The following is a 14,147-nucleotide window of genomic DNA, read 5'->3' on the forward strand; positions in this document are numbered from 1 at the left end:
CCGCTTCGCTTTCGCTTTTCGGCCTTTCCGACTCTATCAGATCTTGTTCGTTCCGTTGCCGGTCCGAATTCGTTTCCGATTCCCCGTCGGAGGGGCTGCCATTTGGCTTTTCCGACTTTATCAGAAGCGTTTCGGGCGAATTGAATCGGCCGGGGCTTCCGGTAAGTGGTCGGTTGCGCTTCGTCGAATTCAGGATTCTGAGCGAAGCGGAGAAGAGACTAACCGTCGCTGATGAACTTGTCCAGTTCGTTGCAACCGTTCGAATCTACCTCCCCCGGCTGCTCGTGTCAACGGTCGCCGGGGCGAAGAGGAGATTAGCAGGTCAGCGGGGCTCTGCGCACATCAGGCGGCGATGGGGAGGGTGGCGTCGCGGTCAGCGGGATCGACGTCGCCGGTGGCGCCGGCGCGTACCGCGCGGCCGCCCAGCACGTGCACGTAGAGCAGGAATGCCAGCTCGGTGGCGGTGCCGATGCCGATGCGGGCCCAGGTGGGCAGGCCCGAGGGGGTGACGAAGGCTTCGAGGGCGCCGGAGACGAAGAGGACGGCGGCGAGTCCTATGGCCACACCGAGGGCCGAGCGGCCCTCCTGGGCGAGGGCGGCACGTCGGGTGCGGGGGCCCGGATCGATGAGGGTCCAGCCGAGGCGGAGGCCGATGCCGGCGGCGATGAAGACGGCGGTCAGCTCCAGGAGACCGTGCGGAAGGATCAGGCCCAGGAAGGTGTCGAGGCGGCCCGCCGAGGACATCAGGCCGATGCCGACACCGAGGTTGAGCATGTTCTGGAAGAGGATCCAGAGGACGGGGAGGCCGAGGAAGGCACCGAGTACCAGGCACATGGCGACGGCCTGGGCGTTGTTCGTCCATACCTGGGCGGCGAAGGAGGCGGCGGGGTGGCTGGAGTAGTAGGTCTCGTACTCACCACCGGGGCGGGTCATGGCACGGAGGTCGTCGGGGGCGCCGATGGCCGCCTGGACCTCGGGGTGGGCGGCTATCCACCAGCCGAGGAGCGCGGCCACCACGGTGGAGAGGACCGCGGTGGGGATCCACCAGTGGCGCAGGCGGTAGACCGCTGCCGGAAAGGCGGTGGTGAAGAAGCGGGCGGTGTCCCGCCAGGAGGACTTGCGGGCCCCGGTGACCGTACTGCGGGCGCGGGCCACGAGGGAGGTCAGGCGGGTGGTCAGCGCGGGGTCGGGGGCGCTGGAGAGGAGGAGGGAGAGGTGGGTGGTGGTGCGCTGGTAGAGCGCGACCAGTTCGTCGGCCTCGGCTCCGGTGAGACGGCGCTTGCGGTGCAGGAGCGCGTCGAGTCGGTCCCATTCGGCGCGGTGTGCCGCGATGAAGACATCGAGGTCCATACGGGGTCGCTCCTCGTAGCGCCGTAGTGGGTGAGTGCGGAGTCAGCTTGGCAGACTGGCCGGGCCCGGCGTGGTGCGGGCGGGGTTTCGGGGAGCGAGAGGGAGTGGGCGCGGCGTGAGTGAGCTCGTCACGGGTGAAGCGGTGGTGTTGGGGCTGCGGCCGGCGAGGCTGCCGAGCCGGGGGCTGGCGGTCGCGGTCGATGTGGCCGTGGGCTGGAGTGTCTACATAGCGGTGTCGATGGTGCTGGTCAGCGCGACGTCGTCGATGGACAGTGCGGCGGTGGCCGCCGTGTCGGTGGCGACGTTCCTGTTGGTGCAGGTCGGGATTCCGATCGTGATCGAGACGCTGAGCCACGGTCGGTCGCTGGGCAAGGTGATCTGCGGGTTGCGGGTCGTAAGGGAGGACGGCGGGCCGATCCGGTTCCGGCACGCGCTGGTGCGGGGCGCCATGGGGGCCATCGAGATCGTGCTCACCATGGGGGTGGTGGCGGCGATCGCCTCGCTGGTGTCGGCGCGGGGTCGCCGGGTGGGGGACGTGTTCGCCGGGACGCTGGTGATACGGGAGCGGATGCCGGCGGCCGAGGTGGGGACGGCGCTGCCGCCGCCACCTCCGTGGCTGGTGGCGGAACTCGGGGCGCTGGATCTGTCGCGGGTACCGGATGCGTGGTGGCTGACCGTGCGGCAATATCTGGCGCGGATGGGGCAGCTGGACGCCCAGGTCGGAGCGGCGATGGCGGGGCGGCTGGCGGAGGACCTCCGGGCATTCACCGGGGTGCCGGTGCCGGCGGGGGTGCATCCGGCGGCGTACCTGGCGGCGGTGGCCGGGGAGCGGCAGGGGCGGGAGTCGCGGCGGGCGTTCGGGACGGCGTCCGCGAGCCTTGGGGCGGCCGGTGCGGCCGGTGGTGGGGTGGCGTCCTACGGGGCCGAGGCGGGGGGCTCGGCGTCGTATGGCTCGCCGTACGCCTCCTCGTATGGCCCGTCGTACGCCTCGCCGTATGCGGCTTCGTCGGCCCCTCCGGCTGGGGTTTCGCCGGGGGCTTCTTGGTCGCCGCCGTTGTCGTCTCCGTCGCCGTCGTCGCCGTCTGTGCCTTCTTCGTGGTCGTCGCCCTCGGTGGCTTCCGCGCCATCGGCTTCCCTTCCCCGGCCGGCTGCCTCTTCCGCTCCTTCTGCTTCTTCTTCGCCGGGGTCTTCCGGGTCGGCCTCTTCGGCGGCTGCGGGGTCGGCTGCCTCGGCCTCCTCGTCGGAGTCGCGGCCGCCGCGTACGGGGTTCGCGCCGCCGAGGTGAGGGGCGGGGGCGGCGGTCGGCTCAGGTGAAGGTGGACGGCGGGGACTCGAGGGATTCGAGTTCGATGCCGGGGGCGGAGAGGACCACGTCGCCGGCGAGGTGGACGGTGTGCTGTTCGCCGGTCTCCAGGTCGTTGACCTGGTATTCGTCCGCGATGAGGGGGGCGTTGTCAGTGGCGTGTGGTGTGCTGTTGAGCAAGGCCCAGGACTGATCGAGGGTGCGGGGGGCGAGGACGGGGGGTGTGAAGGCGACGAGGCGGGCGCGGACGGCGCCGGCGCCGAGGGCGGGGCGCAGCAGCCGGGCGGTGGCGATGAGGAAGGCGGGGGACGCGCCGGTGAAGGCGTGGGCGCGGACGTTGCCTTCGGTGGCGTGGGTGCCGGTCGGGTCGGTGCGTACCCAGGTGACGCCGTCCAGAGCGGCGCCGCGCACCTGCCAGGCAGAGGCGTGGAGTTCGAGTCGGATGGGGCGGCCGAGGTCGTCGAGGGTGAGGTCGACGGAGCCGATGTGGTCGCCGGAGGGGTTGGTGATCTGGGAGACGTAACGCCAGCCGGAGGGGCCGGTGGCGCAGTGGAAGTGTTCTTCACCTAGGGGGGTGTGATCGTGCGGATCGTGGAGGGAGTAGCGACCGCGGGGCATGAGGGGTGCAGTCCTTCGAGCGGCGACGGTTCGGTGCGTCGGGGGCGGTGCGGTAGGGGGCCGGTACGGGCCAGGCCCCCGCCGTGAGTGGCGAGGGCCTGGGTCAACCGGCTGCTGGAGCGGTAGGGCTCGGTATCAGTAGCGGTAGTGGTCGGGCTTGTAGGGGCCCTCGACCGGGACGCCGATGTAGGCGGCCTGGTCCGGACGGAGCTCGGTGAGCTTGACGCCCAGGGCGTCGAGGTGGAGGCGGGCGACCTTCTCGTCCAGGTGCTTGGGCAGGACGTAGACGTCGGTCGGGTACTCCTCCGGCTTGGTGAACAGCTCGATCTGGGCCAGCGTCTGGTCCGCGAAGGAGTTGGACATCACGAAGGACGGGTGACCGGTGGCGTTGCCCAGGTTGAGCAGGCGGCCCTCGGACAGCACGATCAGGACCTTGCCGTCGGGGTGGGTCCAGGTGTGGACCTGCGGCTTGACCTCGTCCTTGACGATGCCGGGGAGCTTGGCCAGGCCGGCCATGTCGATCTCGTTGTCGAAGTGGCCGATGTTGCCGACGATCGCCTGGTGCTTCATCCGCGCCATGTCGGAGGCGAGGATGATGTCCTTGTTGCCGGTCGTGGTGATGAAGATGTCGGCGGTCTCGACGACGTCTTCGAGGGTGGTGACCTGGTAGCCGTCCATGGCGGCCTGCAGGGCGCAGATCGGGTCGATCTCGGTGATGATGACGCGGGCGCCCTGGCCGCGCAGGGACTCGGCGCAGCCCTTGCCGACGTCGCCGTAGCCGCAGACGACGGCGGTCTTGCCGCCGATGAGGACGTCGGTGGCGCGGTTGATGCCGTCGATGAGGGAGTGGCGGCAGCCGTACTTGTTGTCGAACTTCGACTTCGTCACGGCGTCGTTCACGTTGATCGCCGGGAAGAGGAGGTCGCCGTCGCGCTGCATCTCGTAGAGACGGTGGACGCCGGTGGTGGTCTCCTCGGTGACACCGCGGATCTCGGAGGCCAGGTTCGTCCACTTCTGGGGCGACTCGGCGAGGGTGCGGGTGAGCAGCTCCAGGATGGAGCGGTGCTCGTCGCTCTCGGCGGTCTCGACGGCGGGGACCTTGCCGGCCTTCTCGTACTCGACGCCCTTGTGGACCAGGAGGGTGGCGTCGCCACCGTCGTCCAGGATCATGTTCGGGCCGCCGGTGGGCGAGTTCGGCCAGGTCAGCGCCTGCTCCGTGCACCACCAGTACTCGTCGAGGGTCTCGCCCTTCCAGGCGAAGACCGGGACGCCCTGGGGGTTGTCCGGGGTGCCGTTCGGGCCGACGGCGATGGCCGCGGCGGCGTGGTCCTGGGTGGAGAAGATGTTGCAGGACGCCCAGCGGACCTCGGCGCCGAGGGCGACCAGGGTCTCGATCAGGACGGCGGTCTGCACGGTCATGTGCAGCGAGCCGGTGATCCGGGCGCCGGCCAGCGGCTGCGCGGCGGCGTACTCCTTGCGGATCGCCATCAGACCGGGCATCTCGTGCTCGGCGAGGGTGATCTCCTTGCGGCCGAAGGCGGCGAGGGACAGGTCGGCGACCTTGAAGTCCTGGCCGGTGGCTGCTGTCGTCATGCGGGCTGCTCCTCGAAGCGTCGCGTGGTTTCGGGCTGGGCAGTCTGCGGCGCGGGCATGGGTTCGCCAGCGGTAGCTGACGGAAGGAGCGTACGCAGAGGCCGACTCGCCTCTCCGGACACACCTGTCCCCTGGCCGCAGCGCAGTCCGTCGGAGGCCCTCTCTCCCTCGGCCGGTCCGCGGGGCGGGCCGACCGACCGCCATCAGCAGCGACGTCTGGCACTGGTGACGAATCTACACCGATCGGCCCAGTGAACCCCAGCCCGAGGGGGGCCGGAGGGGCCGGTTCCGTGCGGTATGGGCGAGGAGGGGGTGAGTGGTGTGGGGGGGCGGGACTGAGGGCCGGGGGCCGGGGGTGCTTCGAGCCGGGGGTGGGGTGGTCTGACGGGGGTGGGGCGGTACGCGGTGGTGGGGCGGTACCCGGTGGTGGGGCGGTCCGTGCAGTGGTCGGGTGGTCAGGACGGTGGGGCTGCGGGAGGGAGTACGAGGGGCGGAGGGGGGTGCCGCAGGGCTTGTGAGGGAGTGCGGGAGGGGTGTGAGAAGGCTTTGCGGAGGCGGGGGCGTCGTGCAGGATGCCTGGAGCGCGAGGACACCGGAACGTCTGCATGACCGCGCATGCCCGCAGGACCGCGCATGTTCGTGAGGAGAACCACGTGACCACGAGTCCAGCTGATCCCCCCAAGGGCGCGGGGACGGACGGGCAGGGGCTGAAGCTGCTTGCAGTGACGGCCTGCCCGACCGGTATCGCCCACACGTATATGGCCGCGGAGAAGCTGGCCCAGGCGGCCCGGTCGCTCGGCCATGAGCTCAAGGTGGAGACGCAAGGCTCCATCGGGGCTGAGAACGTATTGTCTGACAACGATGTCAGAGACGCGGACGGGATCATCATCGCGGCGGACAAGGACGTCGACCGCAGCCGGTTCGCCGGCAAGAGGGTCCTGGCGGTCGGGGTCGCCGAGGGGATCCACCACCCCGAGCAGCTGATCGAGCGGGTGCGGAGCGCGCCGGTGTACGGGGGCGGGGACGGCGGTGGCGCTGGTGCGGGCGACCGCGTGGCGTCCGGTGCGGCGACCGCGGCCGGGAGCGGCGGCAAGGAGCGCAGCGTCGCGTACAAGGCGTTGATGAACGGGGTCAGCTACATGATCCCGTTCGTGGTGGTCGGTGGGCTGCTGATCGCGATATCGCTGGCGCTGGGCGGGCATCCGCAGGCGGACGGCGGTCTGGTGATCCCGGACGGTTCGTTCTGGAAGCACGTCAATGACGTCGGGGTCATCGGTTTCACGCTGATGGTGCCGATCCTGTCCGGCTACCTCGCCTATGCGATCGGCGACCGGCCGGCGCTGGTGCCGGGCATGATCGGCGGCTGGATCGCCAATACGGGCGCGCTGTACGACTCCAAGGCGGGCGCGGGCTTCATCGGCGCGATCGTCACCGGTTTCCTGGCCGGCTATCTGGTGCTGTGGATCAAGAAGGTCAGGGTCCCGAAATTCGTCCGGCCGATCATGCCGATCATCGTGATCCCGATCGTGGCAACCACGGTGCTGGGGCTGTTCTTCATCTACGTCATCGGCAAGCCGGTCGCCTGGGTTTTCACGCACCTCACGGGGTGGCTCGGTGGGATGACCGGGTCGAGCGCGGTCCTGCTCGGCGCGATTCTTGGGCTGATGATCGCGTTCGACATGGGTGGTCCGGTCAACAAGACCGCGTTCCTGTTCGGCGCGGGACTGATCGCGTCCGGCAACCAGACGGTGATGGGCATGTGTGCCGCGGCGATTCCGGTCATGCCGCTGGGGCAGGGGCTGGCCACGCTGGTTCGCCGCCGGCTGTACTCCGAGCAGGAGCGGGAGACGGGCATGGCGGCGCTGTTCATGGGGCTCTTCGGGATCTCGGAGGGCGCGATTCCGTTCGCCGCGGCCCGGCCGGCGCAGGTCATTCCGGCGAACATGCTCGGTGGCGCGGTGGCCGGTGCGGTCGCGGGGATGACCGGGGTGACGGACGCGGTGCCGCACGGCGGGCCGATCGTGGCGGTGCTGGGAGCGGTCGGCGGGGTGCCGGCGTTCTTCCTGGCCGTGGTGATCGGTGCGGTGGTCACGGCTCTGACGACGGTGACGCTGGTGGACCTTTCGGAGCGGCGGAAGGGCGGGGCGGCTGGCGCAGCGGGCGGCGCTTCGGAGGCTGGGGGCGAGTCGATGGGGGTGGCCGAGCTGGTTGCGACTGGTGTGGCCTCTGGTGACGCGTCGGCTGGGACTGCCGGGTCTGCGGGAACTGCCGCGTCGGCTGGGACTGTCGGGTCTGCGGGGGCTGCGGGGGCTGCGGGGGCTGCCAGGGATGATGTGGCTTCTGGGCCTGCGGCGGCTGTCGAGTCGGGTGCGGCTGTCGAGTCTGGTGCGGCGCCCGCTGCGGTGGCGTCGGAAGTGGTGTCGTCGGGAACGGGAACCCCTCCAGCCCCTACGGAATCCCCTAGGGAAGTCTGCACCGATACGGGAGCCTGCACCGACGCCCCGGACGGTGTCCCCGATGATGTGCCCACCGAGGTGCTTTCGGGGTACCTCACCGCGGAGACCGTCAAGACGCAGCTCGCCGCCGACGACAAGGAAGCGGCGATCCGTGAGATGGCGGAGCTGGTGGCCGGCACCGGCCGGGTGACGGACGTGGCCGAGCTGGTCCGGGTGGCGCTGGCGCGGGAGGCGCAGGGCACGACCGGGCTCGGTGAGAAGATCGCCATCCCGCACGCCAAGACGGACGCGGTGAGCGCGCCGGTCGTCGGGTTCGCGCGGTCCGCGGAGGGCATCGACTGGGGTTCGCTGGACGGCACGCTGGCTCGGCTGGTCTTCCTGATCGCGGTGCCGGAGGCGGCGGCAGGGGACGAGCATCTGCGGATCCTGGCGCTGCTGTCGCGGAAGCTGATGGACGCGGACTTCCGGGCGCGGCTGCAGGAGGCGGCGGACACGGAGGCGCTGCTGGGCGTTCTCGGGGAGGTCCAATAGGGGAAGGCGATCCGGCAGGGGGTCCGGAGGGCTGGGGGCAGGGGGGCCGGAGAGCTGGGGCTGGGGGTTGGGGCGGGCGTGGGGTCCCCTACTAGGGCGGGGGCGAACAGATCCCGTAAGGGTTGCGACGCCCCCCTCGGGTCCCTCAACGAGGCCGCGACGGGGAGGTATTCCCGGTCTTCGGGGGCAACTCCGGTGGCAGCTCCGGGGGCAACTCCGGTGTCAGGGAAGTCCCGTAGGGCGCCGGCGAACAGATCCCGTAAGGGTTGCGACGGCCCCCTCGGGACCCTCAACAAGGCGGCGGCGGAACGGTATTCCCAGGAAGCGGAACGGCATTCCCAGGAAACGGACTGGAAAGAACGGATGGGCCCCGCACTCCGCCGGAGTGTGGGGCCCATCCGATATCAGGCAGCAGTCACGAGCACCTGGGGATCAGTGTCAGTGGCCGCCCGGGGTCTTGGCCGGGTCGGGGCCCTTGGCGGCGGCGGCTTCGTCGTAGATGTCGGGTTCGAGGTAGATGACGCGGGCGATCGGGACGGCCTCGCGAATGCGGGCCTCGGCGGCGTTGATGGCGTCGGCGACCTGGGTGGCGGTGTCGTCGTGCTGGACCGCGATCTTGGCGGCGACCAGCAGTTCCTCGGGGCCGAGGTGGAGCGTGCGCATGTGGATGACGCGGGTGACGACGTTGCCGTCGACGACCGCGGCGCGGATCTTGGCAAGCTGCTCGGGGCCGGCCGCCTCGCCGAGCAGCAGCGACTTGGTCTCGGCGGCCAGGACGAGCGCGATCAGCACCAGCAGCGCGCCGATGCACATCGTGCCGATACCGTCCCAGACGCCGTCGCCGGTGACGAGGGTGAGGCCCACGCCGCCCAGGGCGAGGATCAGGCCGACCAGGGCGCCGAAGTCCTCCAGCAGCACGACGGGCAGCTCGGGGGCCTTGGCGCGGCGGACGAACTGGGTCCAGGTCTGCTTGCCGCGCAGCTCGTTGGACTCCTTGATGGCCGTGCGGAAGGAGAAGCCCTCGGCGATCACCGCGAAGACCAGGACGCCGATCGGCCAGTACCAGCCCTCCAGCGGATGCGGGTTGTGGACCTTCTCGTAGCCCTCGTAGAGGGCGAAGACGCCGCCGATGGTGAACAGGACGATGGAGACCAGGAAGCCGTAGATGTAGCGCTCCCGGCCGTAGCCGAAGGGATGCTCCTCGGTGGCCGCGCGCTGGGCCTTCTTGCCGCCGAGCAGCAGCAGGCCCTGGTTGCCGGAGTCGGCGACGGAGTGCACGCCTTCGGCCAGCATCGAGGACGAGCCGCTGAAGGCGAAGGCCACGAACTTCGCTGCGGCGATCGCCAGGTTGGCGCCCAGCGCCGCAACGATCGCCTTTGTCCCGCCTGATGCGCTCATAAGTGCCGCATGTCCCTTCCGTCGACGGGGCTCGCCGCTTTACCGCCCCTTTAATGCTGTGCGACGGTCATTCTTGCAGCCCGGCGTCCGGCGGACGCGAGGAGGCCACCTGCCGGGCGGACTCCCCGTCCCACATTCCGGACGGACTCCCCCTCCCACCACCCTGGACGGACTCCGCATGCGGTCCCGGCCCCGGCCCGGTCCCGGTCGCTGCACCACCGCAGAGGCGCCACGTAGGCCTCACGCACGCCATTCGCCATTACGGGCGCGCGGTGACCCTGGCGCACCGGCCCCCGCCCTACGCCACCACCGTCGCCCGGAAGAGCGTGCCCTCCCCGCTGAGGGTGAGGTGCTCGCCAGCGGGTACGAAGGCGGACTGGCCGGGGGCCAGGGTCAGTTCGGCCGGTCCGTCAGCCGGGGCGCCAGCCGAGGCGCCGTCCGGGGTGCCGGCCGGGGTGCCGTGGAGGTGGACCGTGCCCGCGGTGCACAGCAGGATCTGGGGGGTGGCGGAGGCGAGCGGATGGGGGGCGGCGCCGGGGGCGAGGACGAAGCGGGAGAGCCGGAACTCGTCGACGGGGGTGTCGTAGAGCTCTTCTCCGCCGATGTCCTCGGGACGGAGGACACCCGCGTCGCCGGCTTCGAAGCGGACCACCCGCAGGAGTTCGGGGACGTCGACGTGCTTGGGGGTGAGCCCGCAGCGCAGCACGTTGTCGGAGTTGGCCATCAGCTCGACGCCGAGGCCGCTGATGTAGGCGTGCGGTATGCCGGCGCCCAGGTACAGGGCCTCGCCGGGCTGGAGCCGGACGTGGTTGAGGAGCATGGCGGCGAGCACGCCGGGGTCGCCGGGGTAGTGGTGGGCGAGGCCGGCGTAGGCGGCGTAGGCGTCGGCGTGCGGTCCGCCCTTGGCGGCGAGTTCGCCGGCGGCGACGGCGGCGCGTTCGACGGTGTCGGCGATGGCGTGGTGTTCGGCGCTCAGGACGGCGGTGAGGACCTCGCGCAGCGCGTCCGCCTCGGGGCTGGCGCGGAGGATGTCGACGTACGGGGTGAGGTCGTCGATGCCGAGGTCTTCGAGGAGGTCGGCGGTCTGGGCGGGGTGCCGGAAGCCGCACAGGCCCTCGAAGGGGGTGAGGGCGCAGATCAGCTCGGGCTTGTGGTTGGCGTCCTTGTAGTTGCGGTGCGGGGCGTCGAGCGGCACACCGCGCCGTTCCTCGTCGGCGAAGCCCTCACGGGCCTGGGCCAGGTCCGGGTGGACCTGGAGGGAGAGCGGGGAGCCGGCGGCGAGCACCTTGAACAGGAAGGGCAGCCGGGGGCCGAAGGCGCGGACCGCGGCGGGGCCGAGTTCGGCCTCGGGGTCGGCCTCGATGATCTCGGCGAGGGAGCGGGGGCCGGTGCCGCGGTCGAGGCGGGAGGGGGCGCCGGGGTGGGCGCCCATCCACATCTCGGCCTGGGGTTCGCCGGTCGGTGCGGTGCCGAGGAGCTCCGGGAGGGCGGTGGTGGAGCCCCAGGCGTAGGGGCGCACGGTGTTGGCGAGGCGGTCCATGGGTGCAGCTTCCTGAGGTCTACGGGGCGGCGGGCGGGCTCGCGGGGTGCGGCACGCGGGCCCGCGGGTGCGGGCCGGCCGGGCCCGGTGTGCGGGCCGACCGTCAAAGATCACTCGGTGCCGGCGAGCGCCAGGTAAACGGCGCCGAAATCTGCGATGGCGAGTAGTTCCGCGGCCATCTCCAGATCGCTGCCGGGGCCGGGCTGGAGTTCGGTGAGGGCGATGTCGCGTTCCTCGGCGAGGACCTGGGCGGCGCGGGTGGCGGACAGCGCCCCGGGCTCCTGGTCCCGGAGCAGGACGACGCGGGCGTGCAGGGCGGCCGCGGTGGGCTGTTCGACGCGGTCGCGGAAGAAGTCGTCCGGGTCGGTGCCGGGGGCCAGGGCGCCGGCGAGCAGGGTGCGGTGGGTGGTGAGCGCCTCGGGGAGTTCGGCGGCGAGGGCGGGGCGGCCGGCGAGTCCGGCGAGTTCGGTGGCGAAGTGCCGGCCGACGGCGTGCGCGAGGGTGCCCTCGGTCCAGATGAGCGGGAGCGCGTCGGCGAGGTGGGCGGCGAGGGCCTTGCCGGGGTTGGAGTACGTGGGGATGGCCGGGCCGCAGCGTTCGGCGAGGTGGTCGAGGCGGTCGGCGAGTTTGCCGAGGGCGTCCTGCGGGGCGCTGATCAGGCCGATCCGGTCGGCGAGGGAGAGCAGCGGGATGAGGACGGACCAGAGGGTGCCGGGGGCGGCGGGCGGGGCGCCCTCGACGTCGAACTCGGCGTCGTAGGCGGTGGTGGCGAGCGGGACGGCGAGGCCGCGGGCCTGGATGACGGCCTCGGCGAGCGGGCCGCCGGCGGGGGTGACGGCGACGACGGCGCAGCCGCGGCGGTAGGCCTGTTCGACGAGTTCGGCCAGGCCGGGGTCGTCGGCGTCCGGGCCGGCGAGCAGCAGCAGGTCGAGCGGTCCTGCCCAGCCGGGCAGGGTCCAGCGCAGCGCCCCGGGGAGCGGGGCGACGCCGGTGGGCTGGATGAGGCTGACCGGGCAGCTGCCGCCGCTGAGGGCGCGCAGCAGGTCGGCGACGCCGGCCGCGGCGGGGCCGGGGCCGGCGACGAGGACGGCGCGCGGCCGCCCGTCGGGGGTCAGCTGGGGGATGCCGGATTCGGCGGCGCTGCGGGCGGCGGTACGGGCCCGGGCGCCGGCTTCGGCGACGCCGCGCAGCAGGCCGAAGCGGTCGGCCCCGGCCAAGGCGTCGGGGGTGTCGAGGAGGGACTCGTCGAGCATGGTGGGCGCGGCCTCCGATCGCCGGTGCGGGCGGGTTGTGCCGGGCGGTGCCGGGCCCGCGGACCCGGCGGCCCGGGTCAGGCGGGGCGGCGGGCTTCGTCGACGAGGAGTACGGGGATGCCGTCCCGGACGGGGTACGCGAGGCCGCAGTCGCCGGAGGTGCAGATCAGCTCGGCCGGTTCGGTGCCGGTCCGGTCCTCGAGGGGGGCGTGGCACGCCGGGCAGGCGAGGATCTGGATCAAGCTGGCTTCGACCGGCATGGGCGCTGCTCCTTCGGGTGGTTGCGGCGTGGCCAGCGTACCGCCGGTGGGGCGGGGGCGGCCTGCTCGGCGGGGTGTGGCGGGACGGGCGGGGCGGGTGCCCCGCCCGTGCGGGCAGGTCAGCCGCGGATGATCGCCAGGGCCTCGTCGCGGACCCGGGCGACGGTGTCGGCGTCGCGGGCCTCGGCGTTCAGGCGGAGCAGCGGCTCGGTGTTGGAGGGCCGGACGTTGAACCACCAGTCGTCGGCGGTGACGGTCAGGCCGTCCAGTTCGTCGAGGGTGACGCCCTCGCGGCCCTGGTAGGCGGCCTTGAGTGCGGCGAGCCGGCCGGTCTGGTCGTCGACGGTGCTGTTGATCTCGCCGGAGGCGGCGTAGCGGTCGTACTGCGCGACCAGCTGCGACAGCGGGCCGTCCTGGCCGCCGAGGGCGGCGAGGACGTGCAGGGCGGCGAGCATGCCGGTGTCGGCGTTCCAGAAGTCGCGGAAGTAGTAGTGCGCGGAGTGCTCGCCGCCGAAGATGGCGCCGCTCTTGGCCATCTCCTCCTTGATGAAGGAGTGCCCGACGCGGGTGCGGACGGGGACGCCGCCGTTCTCCCTGACGACCTCGGGGACGGACCAGGAGGTGATGCAGTTGTGGATCACGGTGGAGCCGGGGTGCTTGGCGAGCTCGCGGGCGGCGACCAGGGCGGTGATCGCGGACGGGGAGACCGGGTCGCCGTTCTCGTCGACGACGAAGCAGCGGTCGGCGTCGCCGTCGAAGGCGAGGCCGAGGTCGGCGCCGGTCTCGCGGACCCGGGCCTGGAGGTCGACGATGTTCTTCGGGTCGAGCGGGTTGGCCTCGTGGTGGGGGAAGGAGCCGTCCAACTCGAAGTACAGGGCGTCGAGTTCGAGCGGCAGTCCGGCGAAGACGGTGGGGACGGTGTGGCCGCCCATGCCGTTGCCGGCGTCCACGACGACCTTCAGGGGGCGGATGGAGGAGAGGTCGACCAGGCGGCGCAGGTGGGCCGCGTAGTCGGCGAGCACATCGCGTTCGGTGATGCTGCCGTGGGTGGCGGCCGGCTCGGGGGCGCCCTCCTCGGACCAGCGCTCCACCAGGGCGCGGATGTCGGCGAGGCCGGTGTCCTGGCCGACGGGGGCGGCGCCGGCGCGGCACATCTTGATGCCGTTGTACTGCGCCGGGTTGTGCGAGGCGGTGAACATGGCGCCGGGCAGGCCGAGGGAGCCGCTGGCGAAGTACAGCTCGTCGGTGGAGCACAGGCCGATCAGGGTGACGTCCGCGCCACGGGCCGCGGCACCGCGCGCGAAGGCCCCGGCCAGGCCCGGCGAGGAGGGCCGCATGTCGTGTCCGATCACGATCGCGTCCGCGCCGGTGACCTCGACGAAGGCCGCGCCGAACAGCTCGGAGAGCGGTTCGTCCCACTGAGTGGGGACGACACCGCGTACGTCGTATGCCTTGACGATGTGCGACAGGTCGGTCACGAGCCGGTCCTCCTGGGGTGTGTTCGGGACACCCCAACCTACCGGGCGCTGCGGCCGGCTCCGTACGTTGTCGGCCGGCCCGCCAGGGGGGTTTCTCGCCGTTCCGCTGCGCTTGGCGGCGCGCCGTACGTACCAGTCTGTACCGCCGCGGGGGTTCTCGCCGTTTCGCTTTGCGGCGCCCCCGCACGTACCTGGCCGTCCCGCCGCGGGGCTTCTCGCCGTTGCGCTTGGCGGCGCCCCCGCACGTACCTGTCTGCGGCGCCGCGGGGCCTCTCGCCGTTGCGCCTGCGGCGGGCTGGTGGTTGTTGGGTGCGGTGACGGACCTCCGGGGCCTTGTTCGTGGACTGCTTCGCTTTACGTCCACGAA

At 71.9% G+C, this 14,147-nt stretch carries 10 protein-coding genes; 2 read left to right on the forward strand and 8 right to left on the reverse strand.

Annotated elements, in window-relative coordinates:
• Positions 1-342 precede the first annotated feature (342 nt).
• Positions 343-1,350 carry a stage II sporulation protein M gene (locus tag ACFV1J_RS39625; protein WP_385866743.1) on the reverse strand — a complete coding sequence of 336 codons (1,008 nt, stop codon included), beginning with the start codon at positions 1,348-1,350 and terminating at the stop codon, positions 343-345.
• 115 nt (positions 1,351-1,465) lie between these two features.
• On the opposite strand from ACFV1J_RS39625, the gene ACFV1J_RS39630 reads away from it, so the two are divergent.
• Positions 1,466-2,635, forward strand: a complete 1,170-nt coding sequence (locus tag ACFV1J_RS39630; protein ID WP_385866745.1) for an RDD family protein — start codon at positions 1,466-1,468, stop codon at positions 2,633-2,635.
• 21 nt (positions 2,636-2,656) lie between these two features.
• Here ACFV1J_RS39630 and ACFV1J_RS39635 read toward each other — a convergent pair whose 3' ends face one another.
• Both ACFV1J_RS39635 and ahcY read right to left on the reverse strand, forming a co-directional pair.
• Positions 2,657-3,271, reverse strand: coding sequence for a hypothetical protein (locus ACFV1J_RS39635; RefSeq protein WP_385866747.1), 615 nt, complete (start codon positions 3,269-3,271; stop codon positions 2,657-2,659).
• A 135-nt stretch (positions 3,272-3,406) separates the two neighbouring features.
• On the reverse strand, positions 3,407-4,864 hold the full coding sequence (ahcY, locus tag ACFV1J_RS39640) for an adenosylhomocysteinase (RefSeq protein ID WP_385866749.1): 1,458 nt from the start codon (positions 4,862-4,864) through the stop codon (positions 3,407-3,409).
• A 722-nt stretch (positions 4,865-5,586) separates the two neighbouring features.
• Between ahcY and ACFV1J_RS39645 the strand changes: the two genes are divergently transcribed.
• Entirely contained in the window at positions 5,587-7,851 is a 2,265-nt protein-coding gene (locus ACFV1J_RS39645) for a fructose-specific PTS transporter subunit EIIC (protein WP_385866758.1), read from the forward strand.
• A gap of 438 nt (positions 7,852-8,289) precedes the next feature.
• Here ACFV1J_RS39645 and ACFV1J_RS39650 read toward each other — a convergent pair whose 3' ends face one another.
• The 5 genes from ACFV1J_RS39650 to ACFV1J_RS39670 form a co-directional block, all read right to left on the reverse strand.
• A complete protein-coding gene (locus ACFV1J_RS39650; protein WP_385866751.1) occupies positions 8,290-9,249 on the reverse strand; it encodes a cation diffusion facilitator family transporter in 960 nt (319 codons plus the stop codon).
• Between the two features lie 298 nt (positions 9,250-9,547).
• Entirely contained in the window at positions 9,548-10,789 is a 1,242-nt protein-coding gene (gene manA, locus ACFV1J_RS39655; protein ID WP_385866752.1) for a mannose-6-phosphate isomerase, class I, read from the reverse strand.
• A 110-nt stretch (positions 10,790-10,899) separates the two neighbouring features.
• Positions 10,900-12,042, reverse strand: a complete 1,143-nt coding sequence (locus ACFV1J_RS39660; RefSeq protein ID WP_385866754.1) for an SIS domain-containing protein — start codon at positions 12,040-12,042, stop codon at positions 10,900-10,902.
• Between the two features lie 77 nt (positions 12,043-12,119).
• On the reverse strand, positions 12,120-12,302 hold the full coding sequence (locus ACFV1J_RS39665; protein WP_385866755.1) for a Trm112 family protein: 183 nt from the start codon (positions 12,300-12,302) through the stop codon (positions 12,120-12,122).
• A gap of 119 nt (positions 12,303-12,421) precedes the next feature.
• Positions 12,422-13,780, reverse strand: coding sequence for a phosphomannomutase/phosphoglucomutase (locus ACFV1J_RS39670; RefSeq protein ID WP_385866757.1), 1,359 nt, complete (start codon positions 13,778-13,780; stop codon positions 12,422-12,424).
• Positions 13,781-14,147: the final 367 nt, after the last annotated feature.

The organism is Streptomyces sp. NPDC059649 (assembly GCF_042734445.1).
Taxonomy (GTDB): Bacteria; Actinomycetota; Actinomycetes; order Streptomycetales; family Streptomycetaceae; genus Streptomyces.